Origin of the sequence: Egibacter rhizosphaerae, from assembly GCF_004322855.1 — a bacterium.
Lineage (GTDB): Bacteria > Actinomycetota > Nitriliruptoria > Euzebyales > Egibacteraceae > Egibacter > Egibacter rhizosphaerae.
This window is the reverse complement of sequence record NZ_CP036402.1, coordinates 1,622,100-1,646,925: the sequence shown is the minus strand read 5'-3', so window position 1 is coordinate 1,646,925 and position 24,826 is coordinate 1,622,100. Positions and strand designations below refer to the sequence as shown.

Genomic DNA, 24,826 nt, shown 5'->3' with positions numbered 1-24,826 from the left:
GGTCGGCCCGGTCGGCCCGGTCGGCTCGGTCGGCCCGCCCGGCCCGGTCGGCCCGCCCGGCCCGGTCGGACCGGAATCCCTCCGACCCCGCACCCGACCGTGAGCCGGTCTACGCCGCGGTGGTCCGCGTACTCGATCTGTGGGTCCGGGGGCGGTACCGGTTACGGGTCCGCGGGCTCGGGCACATCCCCCCGGCCGGCCCGGCCTTGCTCGCGCCCAACCACGTCTCCTACGAGGACCCGGTCGTCATGGCCGCGCTGGCCCACCGAGCCGGCGGTCGGCGCGTGCGCGGGATGGTCGCGGCCGGCGCGTTCGAGCATTCCGTGGCCGGCCCCTTCCTGCGGGTGGGCCGTCAGATCCCCGTGCAGCGTGGACGCGGCGGGGAGGCGCTGGCCGGAGCGCGGCGCCGTCTCGCCGACGGGGAGCTCGTGCTGCTCTACCCGGAGGGCCGCATCACCGTCGACCGGCCCGTCGAGGCCCGCCCGGGGATCGGTCGTCTCGCCATCGCGGCCGGGGTCCCGATCGTGCCGATCGCTTCGTGGGGTCTCGCGCGTGCGGGTGAGGGGCAGCGGCAGCGCGCGGTCCGCACGCCGGCGGGAGTGGCAATCGGCCCGCCACTGTGGCCTCCGCCTGCGGTGAGGCCGGGTGACCGTGATGCCGCGAGGGTGCTGGCCCGGACCACGCTCTCCCGCATTCGGAGTCTGATGCCGGCCGCGCGCCTATTGGCGGGCGCCGAGCCGCACTGACCACGGGGCGTTGCGAGGCCAGCCATCCCCGCGTTGTCGCCTTCCGTCGGGCGCGGATCCTCCAGCCTATGCGTCGACGATTAGCCCCGCTGCACGCCCTGCCGTGCGCAAACTCTGCGCGTGTTCGGCCGGCGTGGCGTGGGCGTTCAGGCCGCTGGGGTTGTGCAGGACCCACCACCCCGGGGGGTCGTTCTGAGGACCCACGCGCGCGTCCGGGCGCTCGAAGGCCACGCGGAACGCGGTGACGCCGAGCACGGCGACCACCCGTGGCCGCCAGTCGGCAGCGAGGCGGCGCAGGCGGGCCGCCCCCCCGCGCAACTCGTCCGCGGACACCTCGCTGGCCCTCGTGGTCGTGCGAGGGCACAGGTTCGTGAGTCCGATCCCGAAGGCGGGCAGGAGGTCCTGCTCGGAGGGGCGGAGACGCCGTGAGGTGAGTCCGGCGTCGGCGAGCGCCCGCCAGAACCGGTTGCTCGGCCCGGCGAAGTGGCAGCCCTGCGTGCCGGATGTCGTGCCGGGGTTGATGCCGCACAGGAGCAGGGCGATGCCGGGACGGCCGATGTCGGGCAGCGGCCCTCCCGAGGGATGGCGCACGACCGCGAACGTTTCGACTCGCGCTGCTTCGTCCGACACGGCCGGTACGTGCCGTGAACGCGATCGTGTGGGGGTCGCGCTACCGGTGGTAGAGCCGCGGAGCCCGGCCGGGGCCCTTGTGGTCCGGATCCGAACCCTGGTCGCTCACCCGTCCGGCCTCGACCTCCTCCTGCACGACGCGACGTACCACGGCCGCGGACGCACCCGTGGCCTCCTCGACCTGCTTGATCGTGAACGTGCCCTTGGGCAGCGCCTTGCGGACCTCGTCGGCCGAGACCCGACTGCGGCGCTGTCGACGCGTGCCGCTGGTCCGGCGGCCGTCGCCACCACGCACCCCCGTGAAGCCGGCCTTCCGGAGCACCCGTGGCGGTACCCCCTCGGCTTGGAACGCACGGTCGCTGATCCCGTGCTGCTCGGCCCAGGCTTTCGCATGCTTGATGAACGCCTGCTCGAACTGCTCGACCGGCGGACGCTCGGCGTCGAGTACCTCCTGCCGCAGTCGCAAACGTTCGAGTTCGTCGTCGGTTTCCTCGATCTTCCGTTTCAGCTCCGCGAGGCGCTCGTCATCACGCATCGCGTCCGGATCCCGCAACGCCACGAGATAGTTCCGGACAGCTTCATCCTGCGTCTTCGTTGCCATTGGGTTCCTCCGCCAGGATTAGAAACGTCCAGGGCACCCACAGTCTAACGCGCGAAGTGCTTGACGCGTAATCACGACTGGCAGAGAAGATGTCTGGACGCGATTTTCGTCATGGTTCGCAGCTCGGGCTCGGTGATCCGCTCGGCGGACACCGCCCACCCGGCCCCTTTCCTTTACCCCGTCGGTGCGCCATCCTGCAGGCGCGGCCCGAGGTCCGTCGCAGCGCTCGAACCCTCGGGCGCGAAGGAGGGGGCATGCGTCCGACCGCCCCGAGTGCGCGATTCGACCCGGCGGCCGTCGCGGTCGAGGACGACCTGTGGGTGCGCCCCGATGCGGCGGCCGAGACCGAGATGAGCGATTGGGACTCCGCCACTCCTCGAGTGGACGCCACGCTCAACGCCCTCCGCGACGATTTCGTCGACGCCTTCAACGATCGCGACCTCGACGCCGTCCAGGGCCTCTGCCGTGCGGATGTGGAGTGTCCGGACCTGCCCGGTGACGGATTCGAGGTGCTCGCCGACGAACTCACCGCGGTCTGGGAGCGATCACCGGGGGTGGTGCTGACCAGGGCGGTGCTCGACGACGAGCTCTGCGCCATGGCCTGGCTGCCGGACGACGAGGGCCGCTGGTCCCGTGCGGCGGTCGTCCGGTTCGTGGCAGCAGGGGATCTGCTCGCCCTCGTCACGGTGTCGGACGACGTGGGGGCCTTGCCCCTCGCCACGGCGACCACCCCGGAGGGAACCGATCCGCTGGCCTGGCTGGGTACCTCCGCCGAGCACGAGGAGGCGTAGTCGGCCGGCGAGGCCGCCCCGGCCACGGCCCGTGGCACGGCCGGAGCTCAGGTCGCCGCCGTCCGTGCCTGCTCGGTGATGTGCTCACCGCCACGACGACGCAGCGTGGCGAGGTCGCGCTTGATCGTGCGCGAGCTCACCCCCAATCGGCGGGCGAGCTCGGTGACGTTCGGCCGCAGCCCGGAGCGCTCCGCTTGCTGCAGGAGGCCGCCCAGCTCGGCGCGCCGGACCGCGACATCGTGGCCGTTCGCCGACGAGGTCTCGAGGCCGGGTTCACCGGCCGCGCCCCTCTCCCCCTCGTGTGCGGGCCGGGCCGGGATCGGCGCAGGCGCGTTCACCGCGGCCCGCCGGGAGGTCCCGCTCGGCCGGTCGGTGATCGTCACGAGCGCTTCCCGGTCGCCCACCCCCCACTGTCTCGCCGTGGCCACCAGCGCCCGGGTGGTGGGGTCGCGATCGAGCATCATCCGGCGCTGCTCGGCGTCCTCGGCGAGCTGGAGGAGCTCGCGCAGATGGGTCCACGCGGTCGCGAGATGCTCGCGAGCTCGGGCCTGATCGCCGCTCGCCGCGGTGGTGAGCGCGTGCGCGAACCAGAACACCGGCAGATGGTCGCCCTCGGCGGCCTGCTCGAGGACCGCGAGGACCGCCTCCCGGGAGGCGTGGACGGCCTCGGGGGTGCGTCCCAGTTCGAGCAGGAGCAGCGCGCGGACCGTCGAGACCCGGGGCAGCACCTCCGGTTCGCCGCGACCCTCGAACACGGCGGCGGCCTCCTCCGTGTCAGCCAGGGCTGCCTCGGGCTGCCCGAGCCGCCCGCGCAGTTGCGCGCGCAGGAGATGGAGCGCGCCCTCCACCCAGGTCGTCCGGTCGACGTGCTCGCGATGGATCGCCAGGGCCTCCTGGACCCTGGCCAGGGCCTCGACGTTGTGGTCCTCCGAGGCGCAGTGCAGGGCGAACGCACGGAAGAGTCGTGTCCGAGCGCGGGTGTGCGGGTCGTCGCGACCGTCCGCGAGCTCGACGGCCAACTGGGTGTCGCGCAGACCTCGCTCGAGATCCCCGAGCTTCAACCGGGTGCTCGCGAGGTCGGTGAGCGCGATCGCCTCGCTGCGGTCGAGGGCCAGGTCGCGCCGAAGCTGCACCTCCTCCTCCTGTAGGGCCAGGGCCCGAGGCAACTCCCCGGTGAGGTTGCAGAGCGTGCCGAGGTAGTGCAGCGCCATCGCCCGGTCGAGGGCGAGGCCCTGCTGTTCGCTGAGCCGGAGCACGTCCGTGAGCAACGGTCGCGCGTCGGTGAGGCGGACCTGCCGGTGCAGTTCGATCGCTCGGGCGAGCAACGCTCGGGCGAGGCCGCGACCGCTCGCGCGGGCGGTCGCCACGGCGCCGTCGGCGCTCTCGAGCGCGCGACGCCCCTCGGCGCCCAGCCCGCGGGCGGCCGTGAGCTCGACGAGCGCGTCGATCCGGTCGTCCGGGCGTGCGTCGTGCCCGCTGGTCGCGAGCACGGCCTCGGTGGCCAGCTCGGTGGCGCGGCGGTGATCGTGGCGGGTGCGGGCCACCGCCGCGGAGGCCACGAGCACCCGCGGATCGGATCCGTCACACCCGAAAAGCAGCGATTCGGCGCGGGACTCCTCCTCGCGAGCGATCGCCAGCTGTGCGGCGGCCAGCCGACGTTCGGCCGGGGGAACGTCCCGGCGGTGCTCGACCTCACGGAGAAGCCGGGCACCCAGGGCGAAGTCCCCCGCACCGGCCGCGGCCTTCACGCCGTCGGCTGCCCGTTCAGGCCCCGGCACTTCGCGGACGTGCGCGGCCACCCTCCCGGCGACGAGCTCCTCGCGAAGCTGTGCGGCGCGGGCATCGGGCGCCAGTCCGTAGCCCTGCAGGCTCGCCTCGAGTCCGTCGAGGACCCCGAGCGCGTCCGCTCGGTCGCCGCGCATCGCGAGGAGCTCGGCGAGCTGGATCGCGTCCGCCTCCCGGAACGGGTGGCGAGCCACCGCGGCCCGCAGGAGCATGACCGCCTCGTCGTCACGACCGCGTGCGAGCAGCTGCCGGACGGTCTCCCGACACGCGGTGCGATCGGCCTCCTCGAACGCGCGCCGGGCGCGCTCGAGCCACTCGCCCCCGGGGCTGATGTCGCAGTCGACGCCCTGCAGCAGTTCGCCCTCGATCCCCAGCAGCACCGCGGTCGCGGTGTCGGGCTCACTCGCGGGGTCGATCGTTCGCAGCCGCTCCCCGTCGACCCACCGTTGCTCGGGGGGCAGGGCCACGAACTCCCCGTCGACCGACAGCGGCAGGTCCGGGAGCGCGCGGCGCAGGGCGAACAGCAGTTGGCTGACCCGGCGGCGTCCCGCGGGGACGCCGCCGCCGGGCGCGAGCGTCACCGCGAGCTCCTCGCGTGTCACCGGCTCCGGCGTGAGCGCGAGATAGGCGAGGAGCGGCTGCAGGCGCGGTGCCGGCGGTCGGACCGGCGCGCCGTGCACGTGCAGACGCAGCGGTCCCAGCAGCGTGAACCGCCACGGCACCGCTGATCGATCCGCCTTCGGGTTCGTCGTACGTCCTCCGAGTCGACCGCCTGTCCCGCGCGGTTGCGCCGCGCGCCCGCTCCAGTACTAAGGGTAGCGGCCCGGCCGGTCGAACGGGAACAAGCCGGGCGCGCGGGACGCCGAGCCCGTTAGCGTCGCGGCCGAGGATGCTCGGCCGCGAGCTTGATCCTCGCGTCGACGGCTGCGATCCCCTTCCGGTGCACGAACACGGGGTTGAGGTCGACGTCGTCGATCTCGGGGACCTCCTCGACCAGCGCGGACATGCGGAACAGCAGGGTCCTGAAGGCGTCGACGTCGACCGCTTCACCGCCGCGGTATCCGGTCAGCAACGGGTAGCCGCGCAGGCTGGTGAGCATCTCCTCGACATCGGTGTCGGTCAGCGGGTGGATGCGCACGCTCACGTCACGAAGCAGCTCGACGAGCGTGCCGCCCATGCCTGCCATGAGGATGGGCCCGAACGTCTTGTCGTGGCTCACGCCCACGACCATCTCGACGCCGCTGCCGACCATCCGTTGGATCAGGAACCCCTGCGCCGCGATCTCCTCCCGTTTCGCCTGGACCAGCTCGGCGTGCATGGCCCGCACTGCTTCGGCGGTCGCTTCGGGCGTGGTGAGGCCCAACTTGACGCCACCGATGTCGGACTTGTGCACCGGGGCCGCGACCTTCGCCGCCACCTCGCCCCCGAGCTGCCGCTGGGCCTCGGCGGCCTCCTCGGGGTCGTGGACGACCCGGGCCGGCGCGGTCTCGATCCCGAACGCGCGCAGCAGCCGGTCCGCCTGCCAGGCGTCGAGCCACGCCTCGTCGCGGGTCCCGCCCAGTGCCTCGTCCACCACGGCTCGGGCCGCGGGCACGTCCGCGTCGTGGATGTCGACGACGTTGCCGAGCGGGCGACGCCGCCACGCGCCGTACTGGGCGATCCGGCCCAGTGCCGCGGCGGCGTCCTCGGGGAAATCGAAGTCGGGGATCCGCGCGTCGAGGAGTTCCTGTGGGGTCCCGCCCTCGGACATGAACACGCCGAGGACCGGGATCTGTGGATCCAGGTGGTCGCGCTGCGCGACCTGCAACTCCCGCGCGACGTCGTTGGCGCGTGTGACGATCGGCGGGATGAAGATCACCATGACGGCGTCGACGTGCGGATCCTCGGCGAGCACTCGCAGCGCGTGGCCGTAGTCCTCGGCGGTGGCGCTCGCGACCATGTCGACCGGGTTGCGGATGCCGGCCTCGGCCGGGAGGAACTCACCGAGCGCCTCGAGCGTCTGTGGCGCCAGCTCGGGCACCTCCAGACCGTTCGACTCGCAGGCATCCGCCGCGAGGATGCCGGGGCCACCACCGTTCGAGAGGATCGCGACGCGGTTGCCCCGTGGGGCAGGCTGGTCCGCGAGGACGCTCGCCGTCCCGAACAGCTGCTCGAGGGTGTCGACCCGGATGACGCCGGCCTGTCGGAAGAGCGCGTCCACGGCGACGTCACCCGCGGCGAGCGCGCCCGTGTGGCTCGAGGCCGCCCGTACCCCCGCGCTCGTGCGGCCCGACTTCACGGCGACGATGGGCTTCTGACGTCCGATGCGGCGGGCGATCCGGCCGAACTTGCGGGGGTTGCCGAAGGACTCCAGGTAGAGGAGGATCACTTCGGTGTCGGGGTCGCTCTCCCAGTACTGCAGCAGGTCGTTGCCGCTGATGTCGGCTTTGTTGCCGATCGAGGCGAACGAACTGATCCCGAGGCCGCGGTTCTGGGTGGCGGACAGGATGGAGAGGCCGAGCGCTCCGGACTGGCTGGAGAACGAGATGCGCCCCGGATCGGGGAACACCTGGCTGAACGTGCCGTTCATCCGCACCGCCTCGGACGCGTTGAGGACACCCATGCAGTTCGGCCCCACGACCCGAGCGCCGTACGCGCGGGCGATCCCCATCACGCGTTTCTCCTCGGCCGCACCCTCCTCGCCGACCTCGCTGAAGCCCGCCGAGATGATCACGATGGCCTTGCTGCCGAGGCGGCCCGCCTCCTCGACGGTGTCGGCGACCAGCGGTGCCGGGACGCACACGAGGACCATGTCCGGGACGGTGGGGCAGGCGGCGAGGCTGGGGTAGGCCGCGACCGACTGCACGTGCGGCGCCGAGGAGTTGACCGGGTAGACCGCGCCCGTGAAGTGGCCGTCGAGCAGGTTGCGGAACACGAGACCGCCGATCGAGGTCGGCTTGCGGCTCGCGCCCACGACCGCGATCGACGTCGGCTTCACTATGCTCGTGAGCGCCGCCACCGCCGCTTGGCGGTCCTGCTCGTCGCTGCTCGCGAGGAACTCCTCGGTCGGGGTGGCACCGAACCTCGCCGTGACGACGTTGCCGTCGGCGTCATAGGCGGGTTCGAGGCCGGCCTCGCGCATGACGGCCAGCATTCGGTCGTTCTCGCGCAACACGTCGCCGGTGAACGACTTGACCCCGAGCTCGTCGGCCGGGGGCAGCAGCGCCCGCAGCAGCTGCGTGCCGATGCCGCGACCCTGCTCGGCGTCCTCGACCACGACCGCGAACTCGGCCGCCGTGGGATCCTCGTCGAGCCGGTCGAAGCGGCTGACGCCGAGGATGCGCCCCGCGCTCTCGGCGACGACCGCGAAGCGGCTGTCGAAGTCCACCTCGGTGAAGTAGCGCATCTGCTCGCGGGTCATCGAGCGCGGGGCGAAGAAGCGCATGCGGATGGTCTCGCGCGACAGCCTGGACCACCACTCCATCATCGCGTCGAGGTCGTCCGGGCGGATCGGGCGGATCCGCACGGTTCGGCCGTCCCGCAGCACGGCGTCGTACTCGTAGCGGGCGAGGTTGGACAGTGGCATCGGGTGGGCTCCTCGGCACGATCGGCGAGCGGCCGGCTGGGGACGCGGTGGTCGGACGTCCCGTTGCTCCAGCCTACGGGCCCGGTGGCGTCGCCCGTGGTCGCCTCTGGCCTACCCTGGGTCCGTGAGCTGGCGAACGATCGCGGCGCGGTTGCGCGCGGGACCCAGGACGGTACCCGAGCACCTGCGGCCCGCCCACACCGCGTTCGAGGCCCAGGCCGAGCGGGTCCAAGCGGCGCGAGAGGCCATGCAGTCTTGCGTGCCGGTCGGGCGCGCGGCCCGCGCGCCGATCGAGGTCGGTGTGGACCTCATGCGCGACGAGCTCGACGAGATCCTCGCGGCGATGCCCGACTGGCGTGTCGACGAGCTCGAGGCCGAGTGGCAGCGGTGTCGGACGGCGACCGAGCGGGCCCGGGCACGCTGTGACCGGGCCGCGCAGGCCGTCGACGGCACCGACGACGGCCACGTCGTGCTGCGCGAGGTCGCGGCGATCGTCATGCCGCTGGAGGTTTGGCTCGAGGCCGAGCGCCACTGGAGGTCACTGCGAACCCGCGGCTGACGTGCGCAGGCGGATCGGCGACGCATCCGCGCCGGCCAGGCCAGCGAGCGTCCCGAAGGGCATCACGCGCAGGTCGGCCGCAGGCGCGGCCGGCGACGGTCGCTCATCCCTCCGGCGGTTTGCGCAGGCGCTTGCGCTCCCCACGGCGGCGCTTGTGCTCGAGGCGGCGTGCTTCCGCCGAGCGGGGACGCCGGGTCGGTCGCCGGGGTTGTTGTGGGGTCAGGGCCTCGGCCAGCAGCGTCTGCAGCCGCCCACGCACCGCCTCGCGGTTGCGGGTCTGCGAACGGTGCTCGCTCGCTTCGAGCACGAGCTCGCCAGCGATGGTCATGCGGTGTCCGAGCGCACTCCGGATCCGTGCCTTCTGGTCCTCGGTGAGGGTCGGGCTGCCCTCCACGTCGAAGCGCAGCTGGACCTTCGTGGCGGACGTGTTCGCGTGTTGCCCACCCGGCCCACCGCTGCGGGCGAAGGACAGCGACAGCTCGGGCTCGGGGATCACGAGCCCATCGCGGATCGGCAGTCCGTCCTCCGGCATGCCTCCAGCGTGCCGCGTTCCCGTCGTCGCCGGCACGGCCTCGAGCCATGGGTGCGATGGTGGGGAGCCTGCCGACCCCAGCGCCGGCCGAGCTCCGGCTGGCCGGCGCCGAACGGAATCGAGGCGGAAGTGGAGGTGGACGAGGCGCTCCAGCTCGCGCTGGCCGCGGCCGAGGAGGCCAGTCATGCGATCCGGACCCGTCTGTCGTCGGCGGGGCTGCCGCTCGCGGCGGCGCGGGCGAAGGGCGGGGACGGCGACGTCGTCACCGAGCTCGACGAGGCGGCGGAGGCCGCGATCATCCATCGCCTCCGGGAAGGGTCGCCCGGCGTGCCGATCACCAGTGAGGAGGCCGGTGCGGAGACCTCCCCCGGGCACGGCGAAGGCCGCGGCGACGGTGATGTGCGGGAGTGGCGGTGGCTCGTCGATCCGTTGGACGGGACGAACAACCTCGTGGTCGGCCTGCCGCTCGTCGCGGTGTCGATCGCGCTGGTCGTCGACGGCGAGCCCCGGGTGGGGGTCGTGCGGGACATCGTGGCGGGCTCGGTGACCACCGCGGTCGCCGGCCGTGGTGCGCACCGCGACGGACGTGCCCTCTCGCTGGGTCCGCCCCCGCCGATGGAGCGCGCGACGGTGTCGTGGATCCAGGGACACGCGGTGGCCGACGCGGACGCTGCCACCGCCGTGCGGCGACGGCTGGAGGACCGCTGCCGCCGGGTGCTCACCACCTGGGCACCCGCCCTGGACTGGTCGCTGCTCGCGTCGGGAGGGACGTCCGGCCTGGTGCTGGTCGACTCCGAGCCCGAGGACCTGGCGGCGGGTCTGCTGTGTGCCAGGGAGGCCGGCGCTGCGGTGCTCGACGCGGACGGTGGTGAGGTTCGCGCCGTCGGCCAGGCCGACCGGCTCGTCGCCGCGCACCCGGAGCTGGCCCCCGTGCTCGTCCCGCTCGTGGCGGCCTGAGTTCGTCCCCCGGCTCGACCGAGGGCCGCGGTGACCGGACGGTGGGAGGATCACGACCTCGCCCGGGGGAGGACGGGGCGTCCGCGACCACGTACTGTTCCCGGCGGCTCGAGGCACGTCGGGGTGACCCGCGGAGGGCCGATGATGCACGAGTCTCGATGAGGAGCGGTGGATGCTGGAGCTCGTTGATCTGGAGCGGAGGTTCGGGGACGTCGTCGCGCTCGGTGGCTTGTCGTTCGCCGTGCCCCAGGGGCAGGTGTTCGGGTTCGTGGGGGCCAACGGGGCCGGGAAGACGACCGCCATGCGCATCGTCATGGGCGTCGGCGCGGCCGATCGCGGGGAGGTGCGTTGGTGCGGCGCCCCGGTCGACGCCGCCACACGCCGCCGGTTCGGCTACATGCCCGAGGAGCGCGGTCTCTACCCCAAGATGGCGGTCCGTCGCCAGCTCGCCTACCTCGCACGCCTGCACGGGTTCGCCCGCGGCGACGCGGACCGGGCGGCCCGCGGGTGGCTCGAGCGGCTCGGCCTCAGCGAACGAGCCGAGGACGCGCTGGAGGACCTCTCGCTCGGCAACCAGCAGCGGGTCCAGCTCATCGCTGCCTTCGTGCACGGCCCGGAGCTGCTCGTCCTCGACGAGCCGTTCAGTGGTCTCGATCCGCTGGGCATCGATGCCATGAGTCGGGTGGTGCGCGACGCCGCGGCGAACGGCGCGGCCGTGCTGTTCTCCAGCCACCAGCTCGACCTCGTCGAACAGCTCTGCGACGGCGTGGCCATCATCGACGACGGGCGGCTGGTCGCCGTCGGCACGGTCGACGAGCTGCGGCGCGGGAACGGCGACCGGCTGCTCAGGGTCCGGGTGGTCGGGAGCTCGGGCGCGCTGGTGGGCGGCTGGGTCGACGAGCTGGCGGGCGTCCGCGTCCGGGGCCGCGAGGGCGGGGTGCTGCTGGAGCTCGATCCGGATCTCGACCACGGCGTGGTGCTCGACGCCGCCCGCGCCGCGGGGTCCGTCGAGCACTTCGGGTTCGTGCACCTGTCGCTGGCCGAGCGCTACCGGGAAGTGGTCACCGAACGCCACCAGGCCCGCGTGGGCGGGCCGCTCGCGGAGGTCGGCTGATGCGCAACACGCTGTTGGTCGCCGGTCGCGAGTTCAGCGAACGGCTGCGCTCGAAGAGCTTCCTGCTGTCGATCGGGTTCTTCCTGCTGGTCGCGATCGCCGCGGCCGTCGTGCCAGTGCTGCTCGAGGGCGACGGTCGCACCGTCGTCGGCGTCGTCGACGCGTCGACCGAGGAGATCGTGCGCAACGCGGAAGCACAGCAGGCCCAGTTCGGTGTGCACTTCGAGGTGCGGCAGGCGAGCCCCGACGAGGCTCGGGCGCTCCTCGAGGATGGTGAGCTCGACGCGGCCGTCGTCGACCGCCGGACCGTGCTGGTGGACGATGCCCTGCCGCGGAGCGCGGAGGCGCTGTTGCAGTCCGGGGGCCAGTCCGTCGCCATCGAGGAGCGTATGGCGGGGGCGGGCTGGTCCTCATTGGAACAGCGTGAGCTGCTCGCCGGCGGGGCCCCCATCTCGTTCGAGTCGATCGACCCCGAGAGCGAGGGCGAGGGCGTCTTCCAGGGAGAGCCGGAGGGCCTTCTCGCCCTCGTCGGCGTGCTCGTCCTCTTCGGGCTGGTGGCGACCTTCGGGCAGTGGGTCTCGCAGGGCATCGTCGAGGAGAAACAGTCCCGCGTGGTCGAAGTGCTGTTGTCGACGGTCTCGTCCCGGGAGCTCCTTGCCGGCAAGGTGCTGGGGCTCGGTGCCCTCGGTCTGCTGTCGGTCCTGCTCGTGGCCGGCCTGGGGGTGGGCGGCGCCCTGGGCACGGGGATCGTGGACCTGCCCGAGGGAGCCTTCGGGGTGATCGCCGCGCTGATCGCATGGTTCCTGCTGGGGTACGTGCTCTACTCGACCGTCTTCGCGATCGCGGGGGCCCTGGTCCCGCGGGTCGAGGAGCTGCAGAGCACCACGGGCCCGGTGATCATCGTCCTGGTCGCGGCGCTGTTCAGTGGGCAGTACGCCCTGTTCAATCCGGGGGCGGCGGCGGTGCAGGTACTGGGCTACTTCCCGTTCACCAGCCCGATCGTGCAGCCGGTCCGCACGGCCATCGACGCCACGACGCCGGTGGAGGTGGCGCTGTCCGCGGCACTGGCCGTCGCGACGATCCTCGTGCTCGTCCCCGTTGCCGCCCGGATCTACGAGCGCGGCGTCCTGCAGACGCGCTCGAAGCTGTCGCTCCGACGAGCGCTGGGCGGTGAGTGACAGGGACGGTGTCGCACCGGACAGCCGGTGTTCAGCGGGCGAGGCGATCCATGAGCGAGATCAAGGGCTCGGGGATCTCCTCGTGGTCGGTCCACGAGCGGGACAGGGGGGTGCGCTCGAGTCGCCCCTTGCGCTCGCCGACCATCACGCGGTCATCGCCATCGAGCAGCGCCTCCACGGCCGCGTCGCCCAGGAGCGAACCGAGCACGCGATCCCGCATCGTCGGCGACCCGCCCCGCTGGATGTGGCCGAGGGCGGTGACGCGGTGGTCCACGTCCCTGAGGCCCTCCACGACGCGGTCGGCCAGCGAGAAGGCACCCCCCGCCTGGTCGCCCTCGGCCACCACGACGAGGCAGAACTGTTTGCCGAGGTCGAACGCCCGCTGAACGTCCTCGCGGACCCGCCGTACGTCGGTCGGGGTCTCGGGGAGCAGGACGTGGGTGGCCCCACCGGCCAGCCCGCAATAGAGGCTGATCCACCCGGAGTGGCGCCCCATGACCTCGATGAAGAACAGGCGGCCGTGGCTCGCCGCGGTGTCGCGGATGCGGTCGATCGACTCGAGGGCGGTGTTGACGGCGGTGTCGAAACCGAGCGTCCAGTCCGTCCCGGCCAGGTCGTTGTCGATGGTCCCCGGCACGCCGACGACCCGGATCGGGCCCTCGCGGCTCAGGGCGTCGGCGCCGCGGAACGAGCCGTCCCCGCCGATCACGACCAGGCCGTCGACCTCGGCCAGGTCGAGGTGCTTCTGAGCCTCGCGGCGCCCCTCGGTGGTCCGGAAGCGCGATGAGCGCGCCGTGCCGAGGAACGTGCCCCCCAGGTGCAGGATGCCCGACACCTCGCGGCTGGTGATCGGCTCGACATCCCCGTCGACCAGCCCCGCGAAGCCCGAGGCGACGCGCATCGTCCGGATCCCGTGAGCGTCGGCGGCCCGCACGACCGCGCGTATGGCCGCGTTCATCCCCGGGCTGTCGCCCCCGCTGGTCAGTACCGCGATCGTCCGCATGTTCCGCTCGCTTGTCCGGGCGACCCGCCGCTGTTCGTGACGCCGGCGAGGGCCCTCAGGTGAAGGTGGGCTCGTCGTCGGTCCGGGACTCGAGCAACGCGTCGAGCCGCTCGGTGAGCTCGGCGAGGTCCTCCACCGACTCGGCACCCGCGGCCCGAGCCCGTTCGGGACGGTGCCCTCGCCCACCGAACACGACCAGCGCGTCGGGGAGCGCGGCCCGGCAGGCCGCGACGACGTTGCGCTCGGTCTCCTTGTCGAGATCGGGGGTGCTCATCGAGACGCAGACGACGTCGTTCGGAACCACCTGCAGGAAGAGCGTGAGGTCCTCGAGCGGCACGTCGGGTCCGAGGTGATGCACGTCGAAGCCGCCGGCGCGCAGGAAGTCGGCGACCATCCGGGCGGGGACGGCGTGGTGGTCGCCCGGCGCGGTGAGCGTCACCGCGGTGCCACGGGTGGGCCCTCGACGGCGGAAGAACTCGGAGAGGCGCGCCATGATCGCCGAGACGATCTCGGTGGCCCGGTGCTCGTCGGCGACGGTGATGCGGCCGGCGGCCCAGTCCTCGCCGATGCGATGCAGCGCGGGCGCGAGCAGGCGCAGGTAGGCGTCGCCGGCGCTCGCGCCGTCGGAGACGACCTTGCGCACGAGGTTGCCTGCCTCGACGCCCTCGCCCCCCAGGAGCAGTGCGTGGAGGCGGTCGACGTGGGTCGGCCAGTCGGTGCCCTGTCCTTGGGCGGAGGGCCGTGCGACGTCGACCTCGCGGTCCGAGACGAACCGTTCGAGGTCGGCGGTCCGTACCCGCAGGCGCCCGCCGGCCTTGAACGCAGGCAACTCGCCCTTGCGAACCCACCGGTACGCGGTCATGTAGTGGACCTTGAGACGGTCAGCGGCCTGCTGCAGCGTCAGCAAGTCGCCGTCCACGGTCGGGGAATCGACCGCTTCCGTCACGGAACCCCCCTTCGATCAGCAGCTGCATCCTATCAACGCTGAGGACCGCTGGCTGGTACCGGATGTGTCGTCGTAGCGGGGATGCGCTGCCTCCACTCAACGATAGATGCTAACGTCTACTTAGCAACGCTGCGCTCGGCGGTGGACGTCCCGGGGTGAGGCCGTACCCGGCCGGTCGCGCCGGGGACGGGGGTCCACCGTCACGGCTCACCCGTCGGCGCCGTCGTCGTTCTCGCCGTCGTCGTTCTCGCCGTCGTCGCTCTCGTCGTCCTCCGGCGGGTCACAGGTCCCGGGGTGGTCGGCAGGCTCGCAGTCGGGCGGATCGGCCAGCACCAGCGCCAGATCGTCCTGCAAGCGTCGGACCGCCTGGATGCCCGGCCCGTCGAGATCGCCGCCCAGGATCGCGAAGTGGTAGCGGTCACCGTCCCGACTGTCCACGTGACCAGCCAGGGCACGGCTGTCCCGCAGCGTTCCCGTCTTGGCGAACACGTTGCCCTCGGCGGCCGTGCCGGTCAGCCGGCGTCGCAGCGTGCCGGACTCACCCGCGACGGCGTGGGTCTCACGCCAGAACTCGTCGTGCTCGGCGGTCACCGCGTGGTCGAGCTCGGCGAGGAGCAGGGCGGACAGCCGGTCGTCGCGCGAGAGCCCCGAGCCGTCGGCGAGCACCGCGTCACCCCAGGAGGGGTCGAGGTCGCGGAGGGCCTCGCGGACCGCATCGTCACTGCCCCCCCAGGTCGGGTTGCCGTCGTGCGCGCCGAGCGTGCGGAAGGTGGCGTCGGCGAGGTGGTTGTCGCTCTCCTGCATCACCACTTCGAGGAGCTCGCCGAGGGGCGGGCTGTGAACCGCGCCGAGCTCCTCGGCCTCCGGGTGGGTGTGCCCGTCCTCGGACGGAGCGCGGCCGGGGTCGCCATCGACGTCGATGTCGGCGTCGTCGAGGAGTTCGGTGACGACCTCCGCGGTGGTGAGGGCGGGATCCTCCGCGGCCGCGCCGAGGAGCCGGCCGTCGCGCTCCTCGAGCTCGCGGCCGGCGTCGATCGTCAGCCCGCTCGACCGGGTGGTGTCGAGCGAGTGGAAGTAGCGCTCCCTCCACCCACCCGGCTCGGGCTCGTCGGCGAAGAAGGAGGGGTCGCCCAGCACGGACCCTTCGATGGTGTCCACACCCGCCTCCTCGACCGCCTCGGTGAGCGGCTCGATGGGGGTGTGCGGACGCTGGGGATGGACCTCGTCGCGGAAGGGCTCGCTGGCGAGGGTGGGATCGCCTTCGCCGACGATCACCAGGTCGCCCTCGAGCGTGCCGTCGATGATCGGTCCGGTCGCGACCGCGCGCGTCGTGAACTCGTGCTCGGGTCCCAGCTCCCGCAGGGCGGCGGCGGAGGTCACGAGCTTCTGTGTGGAGGCGGGCACGACCGCGCGCTCGGGCTCGTGGCCGGCGACGAGGTGGCCGTCCGGGTCGAGAACCGCCACCGACAGCTCCTCGATGTCGGTGATGTCGTCCTCTGCCAGCAGCCCCTCGAGGTGGTCGACCAGATGGGGCGGCAGGTCCCGCGGCTCGCTGCGGGGCTCCTCCTCGGGGGTGGTCCCGGCGGTGTCGGGTTCGCCGGACCCGCTGGACCCCCGATAGAACGGGGTCTCGCGGGCAGCCGAGTCGTGGGGGCGGAGCATCTGCTCCCGGTCGGCGCGCTCGTCCCGGGGAGCCGGACCCCCGGGCCTGATGGGCGACTCGGAGGACGGCGCGGCCGTGTCCGGGGCCGTGTCGGGTGAGGGCGCCTGCCCGCCCGCGGCGAACGCGAGGACGCTCGCGACCGCGACCGCGGTCGCGAGGAGGAGGCCCACCGCGAGCACGGGTGCGCGGCGCCGTCGCTGCCGGAACCAGGGACGAGGACGGCTCATGCCGGCCTCTCGAACCGTGCCACGATCTCGACGTGCGCGGAGTGGGTGAACTGATCGACCGGCGTCGCGCGTGCGAGCCGCCAGCCGTGATCGATCAGCGCGCGAGTGTCGCGCGCCAGCGCGGCCGGGTCGCACGACACGTAGACGAGCGTTCGGTCGCACCGGTCCGCCAACGCGACGACGGACTCCGGGCCCGCGCCCTTGCGGGGCGGATCCAGCACCACGACCCCGAAGCGCTCGCCGTCCTGTGCGAGCTCGGCGACCGCCTCGGGGACCGGAGCGGTGATGACCTCCGCGTCCGCCGGGAGGTTCACGAGCGCGTCCTCGGTGGCCAGTGGGTCGCCCTCCACCGCGGTCACCCGCCCCCCGTCGGCCGCCAGCGCGGCCCCGAACAGGCCGACGCCGGCGTAGGCGTCGAGGACTCGCTCGCCCGTGCGCACCGCGGCTTCGGTGCGCACCAGGTCGGTGAGCGCCGACGCGCCGGCGCGGCTCGGTTGGAAGAACACCGTCGGTGAGACGCGCAGCGAGACCTCGCCGACCTGCTCGCGCAATCGGGGGTCGCCGCGCAGCGCCACCGGTCCGTCGGTGCCGATCAGCGCCGTGTCGGGGGCATGCGGGGTCAGCGGCGGCAGCGGGTCGTCGCCGGGATGAACCTCGATGCTCCGGTGCCCGTCCGCGTCGCTGCGCACGACCACCGCGTCGACGCCCTGCCACGTGTCGCCGGCCGCCTCGCGAGCGGCTTGGGCCGCGGGTTCGAGCAGCGGGCAGGTGGCCACCGGCTCGACCTCGTGGCTCGCCGCGCGATGGAACCCGAGGTGCCCCGACCCGTCCGGCGTGAAGCGGGCACGGTTGCGGTAGCCCAAGCCGTCCCCGCCGTGTGGCCGCACGGTCTCGGCGACGGGAGGGTCCTCGAGCCGCGCGATGCGCTCCAGCTGCTCGGTGACGATCCGTCGGAGCAGGACCGCCTGGTGGGCCGGGGAGATGTGCTGCAGCCGGCATCCCCCGCAGCGGCCCGGACCGAAGTGCGGACACGGCGGTGTCACCCGGTGGGGCGAGGGTTCCACCACCTCCACCGCGGTGCCGCGGGCAAAGCGCTTGCGCTCGTCCTCCACGGCGACCACGACCGTCTCACCGGGAATGGCGTGCGCGACGAAGCACGCCTTGCCGTCCGCCAGACGCCCGACTGCCTCCCCCCCGTGGGCAATCCCGTCGGCGGTGATGGTCTCCGTCCGCGCAGCCGTCATCGGAGGACGATGCTAGCGCCCGAGCGGAGGCGGTACGTGACGGCTCGCCCGCGCTGCCCCGACGAGGCCGGCGTCACGACGCGTGGGTTGCCCGCATGGCCACCCATTCACGCCCCTCGGTGCGCGTCACGGTGAGCCCCGTCCGCTCCAGCGCGCCGCGGGCCTCGTCGGCCCGTTCCGTGCTCACGCCGCTGACGATCAGCGTCCCGTGCGGTGCCACGGCCTCCGTGAGAGCGGGTGCGCTCAGGCCGAGCGCGCGCGTGTCGAGGTTGGCGAGGACGAGGTCCCACCCGGGGGCCACCGCGTCGACGCTGCCGACGGCGAGCACGAGGGCCGCCGGATCAGCCAGGTTCGCGTCCGCGTTCTCCCGGGCGGCCTCGATCGCCACGGGATCGGTGTCGACGCCGCAGGCATGCCTCGCGCCGAGTCGCAGCGCCGCGATGGCGAGGATGCCGGTGCCGGTGCCGACATCGAGGACCGCCAGGTTCTCCAGCGGCTCCCACTGCAACGCCTCGAGGCACATGGCCGTGGTTTCGTGATGGCCGGTCCCGAAGGCTTGTGCCGGCTCGATCCGCAGCTCGACGAGGTCGTGATGCCCGACGCCCGGTGGATCCTGCCACCACGGCGGCACGATCCGCACCCGCACCGCCTCGACCGGCTCGACCGAGGCGCGCCACGCAGCGTTCCAGTCCGTGGCGGGCACTTCCTCCCAGCGGCCCTCGATCGGCAGCGCCCGGCTCGGCCGGGTGGCGAACCAGAGGGTCGCCCGTCCCTCCACCTCGTCCGCCCCGAGGAGCCCCGCGGCCTCGAGCGCGGGCAGGTGCGGATCGAGCTCGTCCAGGGAACGGTCGGTGCGCAGTGCCCACGCAGGCATCGTGGTGGGGGAGGCGTTGCTCGCTGCGGGTGGCATCGGCAGGCTCTCGGCGGGATCGACCACGCGGCGCATGGTGCCAGAGCGGAGAGGAGGGCCGGTGCGCGTGCCCAGCAAGGCTCTCGGTGAGTCGAGTCGGTGCGTGCTCGCCCTGAACGGGCGGCGGGGACCGGTCCTGGCGCCGATGACGTACTGGTCCGACGGGGCCCACCTGTGGCTCACGACGGCCGCATCGTCGACCAAGGCCGCGCTGCTGCGCCGCAGCCCACAGTGCCAGGTGTACGTGGCGCCTCCCGAGGTGGGCGCTCCCGGCGTCGTGGCCCGAGGGGAGGCACGGGTGTTCGGCCTCGACGATCCCGTCGGCCTCGCCCTGCACGGACCGGCGATCGGAGGGGCGCTCGCCGCTCTCGGGGCACGCAACCTGCCCGGCGTGCTCGGTTACGCGCGCGATCTCCCCCGCGTGCCGAAGGCCTGGCGACCACGTGCACGGGTGGTCCTGCGCGTACGGCTGGGGGATGCCAAGCTCGTGACCCCGCCAGCCCTCGATGCCGGTGTCGCGCCGGCGCTGCCGAGCGTCGTGCCGGCCGATGTGCGTCGCGCGCTGGCGGGGGAGCGACGTGTCGCCCTTGGCCTCGGTGAGGACAGAGGGCTCGCGATCGCGCCGGCGACGTGGAGCGCCACGGACCACGGGATCGCGATCGACAGTCCGCTGCTCGACGCGGCTGCCGCGACAGGGCGACGGGCCTGCGTGGCGGTCCACGCCGAACCCGGCTCCGGCCCGCTCGGTGTCGCGGGGAGCGCGCTGCACGGCGAGCTCGCGCAGGGTGTCCTCACCCCGCAGCGCGTCACGTGGTGGCGGGGTTTCTCCGCGGAGACCGTCGGCGTGCCCTCCCGGCAACCCGGTGGCATCGAGTTGCCCGACTGAGACCCCTTCTGGGAGGAATCACATGGGCCCCGAGGTCCCGACCTGCGTCTACCGCGTCGACGCGGCGCTCATCGAACGGCTCGACGAACGCCTCGGCCCGCCGCTGGACTCGTACGTGCGCGGCTGGCAGGTGTGGCTCGAGCCCCACGGACCACAGGGCGAGACGCTCGAGTGGCGGCTGCATCCACCGGCCCGGTTCCGGATGCCCCGGGGGGTCGATCCGCACGACCTGTTCGAGGTGGTGCTCCAGGGGCTCGCGGCCGTCGGTGACCCCGACGACGAGGCCTTTGCCGCCGGTGAGGAGGCACGACGCCTCACCGAGATCTGGGAGGTCCTGGAGGTCTGGCCGACGTTCGGCGACGAGCTCGCGCCCGAGCTGGTGGCTGGCGCCGCCACGAGGGCGCTCGGTCGTCCGCCCGATGCCGCGGGTCACGCGGACCACGCCCGCCTGGGCGATCAATTCAAGGGGCGGCGCGGGGACTTCTCGGTCGGCGTTGCGCTGCTCGAACAGCTCGAGCCGGTGGACCCGGCCGTGCTGCCACACGAGGGCGAGGGGCAGTACCCTTCCTGAGTCGACGAAGGGGGCCCCATGGCCATGACGGTGACGCCGCCGTTGCGCGCGCTGCTCGACGGCGAGCCGGCCGACGAGGACGGTGTCCGCCTCGCGATCACCGACGACGGGGTCGCGCGTGGTGACGGCGCCTTCGAGACCGTCGGGGTCTGGGACGGCCGCCCGTTCCGGTGGGACGACCACCTCGACCGGCTCGACGCGTCGCTCGCGAAGACGCTGCTGCCGCCAGCCGACCGGGCCGCGATCACGGCCGATCGCGACCGCCTGCTCGACGGCCTCACCATCGACGGGGCGCTGCGCTGCTACGTCACGGCTTCGGGCACGCGGGTGCTCACCTTGTCGCCGGGGCCGACGAGCCCGCCCGGACAGGTGCTCATGCCGCAGCCGGCGCCGTGGATCCAGCCCCCGGCGGAGTACGAGCCGGCGGGCGCGAAGACGATGTCGTACGGGCCGAACATGGCCGCCTCCCGGGCCGCCCGCCGGGACGGCGGCGACGACGCGCTCCTCGTCGCGTCCGACGGCACGGTGCTCGAGGGACCCACCTTCTGCGTGCTCTGGGTGAGCGGCGGGACGCTGTGCACCGCACCCGTCGACCGCGGCATCGTCGACTCGATCAGCCGACGGACGTTGTTGGAGCTCGCCGACGACCTCGGGATCCCGACCCGCGTGGTCGGGGTGCCGGTCCCCGCACTCGCCGATGCGAGCGAGGTGCTCATCTGCTCCGCCGTGCGCGACGTGGCCTCGATCGGGCGGATCGGGCCGCACGTGTTCGACGGTCCGACGCCGGTGCGCGACGCGCTCTCGGGTGCGCTCGACGCCGCCCGTCGGGGTGGGCGCCGACCAGCGGCGGGCGCTCCTCCGTAGGCTCGTCACTCGGAGGTGCGCGACCGGCGCTCGATCCGCGAGAATGACTTCCCGTGTCGCTGCGCCGCTGTCCGCTGGGACGGAGAGCGGGGGGCGACCGACCGATACCGCCGCTCAGACTGCCGGAGTCCGTACGATGACCTCCATCTCGGTCCCTCAGCCGGTGCTCGCCGACCGCCTGCCGCGCACGCTCGTCCGCGATGCCGCCCTCGTCGTCGGGCTCGCGGCGCTGACCGCGCTGCTGGCCCAGGTGCGGGTGCCGATCCCGTTCAGCCCCGTCCCGGTGACCGGGCAGACGCTCGCGGTGTTGCTCGGGGCAGCGGCGCTCGGGCCGCTGCGCTCGATGCTCGGCATGCTGCTCTACGTGGCGGTCGGCGTCGCCGGCCTGCCGGTGTTCACCCAGTGGGGCTACGGACTCGGGACCCTGTTCGACATCACGGGTGGCTATCTCCTCGGATTCCTGCTCGCCTCGCTTCTCGTGGGGGCGATGGCGCGGCGTGGCTTCGACCGCCGGCCCCTCGGGACCGCCGCCGCGTTCGCCGCGGGTTCGCTGGTGATCTACACGGTCGCGGTGCCGTGGTGGATGACCGTGACGGGGGAGCCGTTCGGCGCCGTGCTCTGGCAGGCCGCCGGCGTGTTCGTCGTGGGGGATGCGCTGAAGGCGCTCATCGCCGCCGGGCTGCTCCCGGCGGCGTGGAGGCTCGCGAACCGCTGACTCCTTTCCGAAGGCCTCGGCCCCTCCTGCCCCGGCGCATCCGCCGGGCTGGCGCACGTCGGTGGGGAAGGGCACCGTGGTGGCGGCCATGACCGATGCCGCCATGCCGTCACCCCCGGGCTCCGAGGAGGCGCTGTTGCGCGACCCGGAGGCGACCGGTGACCCCAACCTCGTCGCGATCGCCCGCTCGGGGATCGGCCGCGCGCACGCCACCTGGCTCGCGACCGTGGCGCGATCCGTGCCCGCGCGGCTCGACCGGGCGCTCGGCGAATGGTGGGGGCGCCCCGATGCCGTGGTGTTGGTCGCGGCGGTGTTCGGGCTCGCGCTGGGCACGCTCGCGCGCGCGTACCCCGATACGAGCCCGGTGCTGGGCAGGGTGGCCGAGGCGCATCCCTGCTACGCGCCATTGCCCTCGGGACGCCGGCTCGAGGTGCTCGAGACGCTCGCGGGCGATCCCCATCTCGTGGTCGACTGGCTCGAGGAGCTGCTGCCTGGTCTCGAGCGGGAGCGCGCCACCTACTTGGCCGGCTGAATCGTCCCGGCCGTGGCTGGCTCTTCATCGGTGCCCAACGGTGCGCCGAGGCGGCGCCGCAGCACCCCCACCGCGCGGACGGTGCTCGCGGCGACGGGCACGGCGAGGAACGCCCCCAGCACGCCGAACAGTATGCCGCCGGCTGACAGCGCGACGATGATCGCGAGCGGATGCAGTGCCAACGATCGGCCGAGCACGATCGGTGCGAGCACGTTGCTCTCGAGCTGCTGGACCGCGACGACGAGCGCCAACGTCGCGATGGCGATCGCCACCCCCTGGCTCGCGAGGGCAACGAGCACCGCCACCGCCCCCGACGCGACCGCCCCGATGATGGGGAAGAGACCCCCCAGGAACACGAGCACCGCGAGCGGTAGCACGAGGGGGACCCCCAGGATCGCGAGGCCGATGCCGATGAAGATGGCGTCGACGAGCGCGACGAGCAGCTGACCGCGGAAGTATTGCCCGATCGTGTTCCAGCTGGCGTTGCCGAGGTCGTGGACCGTCGCTCGGGCCGAGGTCGGCAACTGGTCGCGGATCCAGACCGCCATCCGCCGCCCGTCCTTGAGGTAGAAGAACAGACCGACCGCACCGAACAGCAGCCCGGCCACGCCCTCGGCCACCGCCGTCGCGATCGTGACGCCTTGCTGTTGCAGGAACTCGACGGCCTGCTCCTGGGCGAGCTCGAGGGCCTCGCCGGGCGTGATGGTGGGCTCGAAGCCCAGCAGCCCGTCCTCGAAGAGGTCCTCGACCTGCCCGATGCCGGCCTCGACCTCCTCGATCAAGCCGGGGATCTCCGCGGCGACCTGGGGGGCGAGCAGGGTGACCCCGCCGGCCACGACCCCCACGAACAGGACGATCGTGAGGAGGGAGGCGAGGCTGGGCGGTACGCGCCACCGCTTCAGTCCCTCGGCCAACGGGGACAGCAGGGCGGCGGGGAACAGCGCGAGGATGAGCGGCACGGTGACGACGCCGAGCTGGCCGAGCACCAGGGCGATGAGCGTGGCGGCTCCGACGATGCCCAGTAGCCCCCAGGCGTAGGCGCCCAGGCGCACGAGTGCTGAGCTGGTCCACGGGCGCTCCGTGGACGACATGGCCGACTCGGTGGGTGTCCGCGCCTGCTCCTCGATGTCCGGGGCATCCCGTCTCTCCTCGGCGAGCGGGGCGCCGTCGGGTGAGCGATCCGCGTGGGGCGTGGGGCGTGGGGCGCCGGCTGGCGCGCGTGGGCCGACCTCGGTCGGGGCCCGCGCCGCACCATGGCGGCGTCGCCCCGCGAGTCGCCCCGCGAGCCTCACGTCTTGCCCCGCTCGATCCGCCCCGCGCCCGACAGATGCGCGCGCAGGGAGGCCACGGTCGGGACGATGTCGCGGGCGTCGGCCTGTTCGCGAACGGAGTGCATCGACAGGATCGGCGCACCGATGTCGACGGTGGGCAGGCCCAGCCGGGTCGCGGTGAGCGGCCCGATCGTGGAGCCGCACGGCAGGTCGGCCCGCGAGGCGAAGCGCTGCGGGGTGACCCCGACCTCGGCGCACGCGGCGACGAACTGGCTCGCCGTGGCCGCGTCGCTCGCGTAGGCCTGCCCGGCGTGATCCTTGATCGCCGGTCCGCCGCCGAGGCGCGGCCGGTGCTCGGGCTCGTGTCGGTCGGCGTAGTTCGGGTGCACGGCGTGGGCGGTGTCGCTCGAGACGAGCAGCGATCTGCTCATCGCGCGCGGCAGGCCCACCGCGGGCTCCTCGCCGGTGGCGGCGACGATCCTCGCGAGCACGTCGCCCAGGAACGAGCCGCGCGCGCCCTCGGCGGAACCGCTGCCGACCTCCTCGTGGTCGTTGGCGACGAGGGCGGCAGTGGCCGGGCCGACCTCGGCCTCGAGCAGCGCCTGCACTCCGGCGTGGCACGAGGCCAGGTTGTCGAGGCGTGGCGCGCGGATCGACGGGCCGTCACCGAACGCCGCGGGCTGGGTGTCCGCGGTGACGAGGTCCCAGCCGAGCAGATCGGTGCGCGCGACGTCCGCGGCTTCGGCGATGAGGTCGAGCAAGGCGTCACACCCGTCGCCGTCCGGACCGTGCACCGGCACCACGTGCTGCTGCGGGTCCGGCTTGAAACCGTCGGTGCGCACGCTGCGGTCCAGGTGGATCGCCAGCGAGGGGATGCGCAGGGGCGCGCCGGGCAGGTGGACGCGTTCCAGACGCACGGCGCCATCGCCCGCGCGAACCGCGACCCGGCCGGCGAGGGTCAGGTCCCGGTCGAACCAGGTGTGCAGGAGGAGCCCCCCGTACGGCTCGCAGCCCGCGAGCCGGTAGCCGTGGCGGGACACCTCCGGATGCGGTCGGAGCTTCAGCGCCGGCGAGTCGGTGTGGGCACCCACGAGGCGGAAGCCGCCGTCGGCCGGCGCGGCCGAACCCACCCGGAACGCGACGATCGAGCCCCCGTCGCGTACCACGTAGCGGCGGTCACCGGCCCGGAGCGACCAGTCCGCGGCCTCGTCGAGCTCCGTGAAGCCGGCGGCCTCGAGGCGACGAGCCATCTCGCCCACCACGTGGAAGGGGCTCGGCCCCGCGTCGACGAACGCCAGCAGGTCGCGCGCGAAGTCGATGTGGGTCTCGTGATCGCTCATGGCGCGACAAGTGTAGGGGCGCGGGCACGCTCGGGATCCGAGGTGCCGCCGTTCCGCACGAGTTCGCCCGGGGGAACCGGCCCCGGCTCCCGACACTGCTGCAGGCTTAGGAGTCCTACTAGCGGAGACGTGCAATATCTGTTGCGTCGAGGCGGCTGATCGGTTAGAAGTCCCGAGTACATGGATGGCGGGGGAC

23 protein-coding genes are annotated in these 24,826 nt (G+C 73.3%); 11 read left to right on the top strand and 12 right to left on the bottom strand.

Annotated features, from left to right (window positions below; all coding sequences use genetic code 11):
• The first annotated feature begins 119 nt into the window (after positions 1–119).
• Positions 120–746, top strand: a complete 627-nt coding sequence (locus tag ER308_RS21460; RefSeq protein ID WP_165491893.1) for a lysophospholipid acyltransferase family protein — start codon at positions 120–122, stop codon at positions 744–746.
• A 66-nt stretch (positions 747–812) separates the two neighbouring features.
• Here the strand turns inward: ER308_RS21460 and ER308_RS07640 are convergent, their stop codons facing one another.
• A complete protein-coding gene (locus ER308_RS07640; RefSeq protein WP_240732005.1) occupies positions 813–1,376 on the bottom strand; it encodes a mismatch-specific DNA-glycosylase in 564 nt (187 codons plus the stop codon).
• 40 nt (positions 1,377–1,416) lie between these two features.
• Entirely contained in the window at positions 1,417–1,977 is a 561-nt protein-coding gene (locus tag ER308_RS07635; protein ID WP_131154434.1) for a hypothetical protein, read from the bottom strand.
• 254 nt (positions 1,978–2,231) lie between these two features.
• Between ER308_RS07635 and ER308_RS07630 the strand changes: the two genes are divergently transcribed.
• A complete protein-coding gene (locus ER308_RS07630; RefSeq protein WP_131154433.1) occupies positions 2,232–2,768 on the top strand; it encodes a hypothetical protein in 537 nt (178 codons plus the stop codon).
• Between the two features lie 47 nt (positions 2,769–2,815).
• On the opposite strand, the gene ER308_RS07625 is transcribed toward ER308_RS07630, so the two are convergent.
• Positions 2,816–5,275, bottom strand: coding sequence for an AfsR/SARP family transcriptional regulator (locus ER308_RS07625; RefSeq protein WP_131154432.1), 2,460 nt, complete (start codon positions 5,273–5,275; stop codon positions 2,816–2,818).
• Positions 5,276–5,424: 149 nt separating this feature from the next.
• A complete protein-coding gene (locus ER308_RS07620; protein WP_131154431.1) occupies positions 5,425–8,118 on the bottom strand; it encodes a bifunctional acetate--CoA ligase family protein/GNAT family N-acetyltransferase in 2,694 nt (897 codons plus the stop codon).
• Between the two features lie 124 nt (positions 8,119–8,242).
• On the opposite strand from ER308_RS07620, the gene ER308_RS07615 reads away from it, so the two are divergent.
• Positions 8,243–8,677 (top strand): hypothetical protein, encoded by a 435-nt coding sequence (locus ER308_RS07615; protein WP_131154430.1) that lies wholly within the window; start codon positions 8,243–8,245, stop codon positions 8,675–8,677.
• Positions 8,678–8,780: 103 nt separating this feature from the next.
• Here the strand turns inward: ER308_RS07615 and arfB are convergent, their stop codons facing one another.
• Positions 8,781–9,209 (bottom strand): alternative ribosome rescue aminoacyl-tRNA hydrolase ArfB, encoded by a 429-nt coding sequence (gene arfB / locus ER308_RS07610; protein WP_131154429.1) that lies wholly within the window; start codon positions 9,207–9,209, stop codon positions 8,781–8,783.
• A gap of 135 nt (positions 9,210–9,344) precedes the next feature.
• Here arfB and ER308_RS07605 point away from each other — a divergent pair, with 135 nt between their 5' ends.
• From ER308_RS07605 to ER308_RS07595, 3 genes are all read left to right on the top strand, one after another.
• Positions 9,345–10,166, top strand: a complete 822-nt coding sequence (locus tag ER308_RS07605) for an inositol monophosphatase family protein (RefSeq protein ID WP_165491892.1) — start codon at positions 9,345–9,347, stop codon at positions 10,164–10,166.
• A gap of 172 nt (positions 10,167–10,338) precedes the next feature.
• Positions 10,339–11,280, top strand: a complete 942-nt coding sequence (locus tag ER308_RS07600; protein WP_131154427.1) for an ABC transporter ATP-binding protein — start codon at positions 10,339–10,341, stop codon at positions 11,278–11,280.
• A complete protein-coding gene (locus ER308_RS07595; RefSeq protein ID WP_131154426.1) occupies positions 11,280–12,458 on the top strand; it encodes an ABC transporter permease in 1,179 nt (392 codons plus the stop codon). Before ER308_RS07600 ends, ER308_RS07595 begins: the two co-directional genes overlap by 1 nt.
• A gap of 31 nt (positions 12,459–12,489) precedes the next feature.
• Here the strand turns inward: ER308_RS07595 and ER308_RS07590 are convergent, their stop codons facing one another.
• From ER308_RS07590 to ER308_RS07570, 5 genes are all read right to left on the bottom strand, one after another.
• Positions 12,490–13,461 (bottom strand): ATP-dependent 6-phosphofructokinase, encoded by a 972-nt coding sequence (locus ER308_RS07590; RefSeq protein ID WP_131154425.1) that lies wholly within the window; start codon positions 13,459–13,461, stop codon positions 12,490–12,492.
• Between the two features lie 55 nt (positions 13,462–13,516).
• On the bottom strand, positions 13,517–14,407 hold the full coding sequence (locus tag ER308_RS07585; protein ID WP_131154424.1) for a helix-turn-helix domain-containing protein: 891 nt from the start codon (positions 14,405–14,407) through the stop codon (positions 13,517–13,519).
• 207 nt (positions 14,408–14,614) lie between these two features.
• Entirely contained in the window at positions 14,615–16,297 is a 1,683-nt protein-coding gene (locus ER308_RS07580) for a D-alanyl-D-alanine carboxypeptidase/D-alanyl-D-alanine-endopeptidase (protein WP_131154423.1), read from the bottom strand.
• A complete protein-coding gene (locus ER308_RS07575; protein ID WP_131154422.1) occupies positions 16,294–17,541 on the bottom strand; it encodes a class I SAM-dependent RNA methyltransferase in 1,248 nt (415 codons plus the stop codon). Before ER308_RS07575 ends, ER308_RS07580 begins: the two co-directional genes overlap by 4 nt.
• A gap of 73 nt (positions 17,542–17,614) precedes the next feature.
• Positions 17,615–18,487, bottom strand: a complete 873-nt coding sequence (locus ER308_RS07570) for a 50S ribosomal protein L11 methyltransferase (RefSeq protein WP_131154421.1) — start codon at positions 18,485–18,487, stop codon at positions 17,615–17,617.
• 25 nt (positions 18,488–18,512) lie between these two features.
• Here ER308_RS07570 and ER308_RS07565 point away from each other — a divergent pair, with 25 nt between their 5' ends.
• The 5 genes from ER308_RS07565 (at position 18,513) to ER308_RS07545 (ending at position 22,019) form a co-directional block, all read left to right on the top strand.
• Positions 18,513–19,337 carry a pyridoxamine 5'-phosphate oxidase family protein gene (locus ER308_RS07565; RefSeq protein ID WP_165491891.1) on the top strand — a complete coding sequence of 275 codons (825 nt, stop codon included), beginning with the start codon at positions 18,513–18,515 and terminating at the stop codon, positions 19,335–19,337.
• A gap of 22 nt (positions 19,338–19,359) precedes the next feature.
• Positions 19,360–19,908, top strand: a complete 549-nt coding sequence (locus ER308_RS07560) for a hypothetical protein (RefSeq protein ID WP_131154419.1) — start codon at positions 19,360–19,362, stop codon at positions 19,906–19,908.
• A gap of 18 nt (positions 19,909–19,926) precedes the next feature.
• Positions 19,927–20,772 (top strand): aminotransferase class IV, encoded by an 846-nt coding sequence (locus ER308_RS07555; protein WP_131154418.1) that lies wholly within the window; start codon positions 19,927–19,929, stop codon positions 20,770–20,772.
• A 136-nt stretch (positions 20,773–20,908) separates the two neighbouring features.
• Positions 20,909–21,487 (top strand): biotin transporter BioY, encoded by a 579-nt coding sequence (locus ER308_RS07550; RefSeq protein WP_131154417.1) that lies wholly within the window; start codon positions 20,909–20,911, stop codon positions 21,485–21,487.
• An 88-nt stretch (positions 21,488–21,575) separates the two neighbouring features.
• A complete protein-coding gene (locus ER308_RS07545; protein WP_131154416.1) occupies positions 21,576–22,019 on the top strand; it encodes a hypothetical protein in 444 nt (147 codons plus the stop codon).
• Here the strand turns inward: ER308_RS07545 and ER308_RS07540 are convergent.
• Both ER308_RS07540 and ER308_RS07535 read right to left on the bottom strand, forming a co-directional pair.
• On the bottom strand, positions 22,004–23,110 hold the full coding sequence (locus tag ER308_RS07540) for an AI-2E family transporter (RefSeq protein WP_131154415.1): 1,107 nt from the start codon (positions 23,108–23,110) through the stop codon (positions 22,004–22,006). The two genes, ER308_RS07545 and ER308_RS07540, sit on opposite strands and share 16 nt — an antisense overlap.
• A 197-nt stretch (positions 23,111–23,307) precedes the next feature.
• Positions 23,308–24,630, bottom strand: coding sequence for a M18 family aminopeptidase (locus ER308_RS07535; RefSeq protein ID WP_131154414.1), 1,323 nt, complete (start codon positions 24,628–24,630; stop codon positions 23,308–23,310).
• Between the last annotated feature and the right edge of the window lie 196 nt (positions 24,631–24,826).

Coding starts and splice junctions, on each gene's coding strand:
- ER308_RS07555 (WP_131154418.1), top strand. CDS start 19,927: ATGGCCATGACGGTGACGCCGCCGTTGCGCGCGCTGCTCGACGGCGAG.
- ER308_RS07635 (WP_131154434.1), bottom strand. CDS start 1,977: ATGGCAACGAAGACGCAGGATGAAGCTGTCCGGAACTATCTCGTGGCG.
- ER308_RS07620 (WP_131154431.1), bottom strand. CDS start 8,118: ATGCCACTGTCCAACCTCGCCCGCTACGAGTACGACGCCGTGCTGCGG.
- ER308_RS07630 (WP_131154433.1), top strand. CDS start 2,232: ATGCGTCCGACCGCCCCGAGTGCGCGATTCGACCCGGCGGCCGTCGCG.
- ER308_RS07570 (WP_131154421.1), bottom strand. CDS start 18,487: ATGCGCCGCGTGGTCGATCCCGCCGAGAGCCTGCCGATGCCACCCGCA.
- ER308_RS07545 (WP_131154416.1), top strand. CDS start 21,576: ATGACCGATGCCGCCATGCCGTCACCCCCGGGCTCCGAGGAGGCGCTG.
- ER308_RS07600 (WP_131154427.1), top strand. CDS start 10,339: ATGCTGGAGCTCGTTGATCTGGAGCGGAGGTTCGGGGACGTCGTCGCG.
- ER308_RS07535 (WP_131154414.1), bottom strand. CDS start 24,630: ATGAGCGATCACGAGACCCACATCGACTTCGCGCGCGACCTGCTGGCG.
- arfB (WP_131154429.1), bottom strand. CDS start 9,209: ATGCCGGAGGACGGACTGCCGATCCGCGATGGGCTCGTGATCCCCGAG.
- ER308_RS07580 (WP_131154423.1), bottom strand. CDS start 16,297: ATGAGCCGTCCTCGTCCCTGGTTCCGGCAGCGACGGCGCCGCGCACCC.
- ER308_RS07595 (WP_131154426.1), top strand. CDS start 11,280: ATGCGCAACACGCTGTTGGTCGCCGGTCGCGAGTTCAGCGAACGGCTG.
- ER308_RS07560 (WP_131154419.1), top strand. CDS start 19,360: ATGGGCCCCGAGGTCCCGACCTGCGTCTACCGCGTCGACGCGGCGCTC.
- ER308_RS07540 (WP_131154415.1), bottom strand. CDS start 23,110: ATGTCGTCCACGGAGCGCCCGTGGACCAGCTCAGCACTCGTGCGCCTG.
- ER308_RS07550 (WP_131154417.1), top strand. CDS start 20,909: ATGACCTCCATCTCGGTCCCTCAGCCGGTGCTCGCCGACCGCCTGCCG.
- ER308_RS07575 (WP_131154422.1), bottom strand. CDS start 17,541: ATGACGGCTGCGCGGACGGAGACCATCACCGCCGACGGGATTGCCCAC.
- ER308_RS07590 (WP_131154425.1), bottom strand. CDS start 13,461: ATGCGGACGATCGCGGTACTGACCAGCGGGGGCGACAGCCCGGGGATG.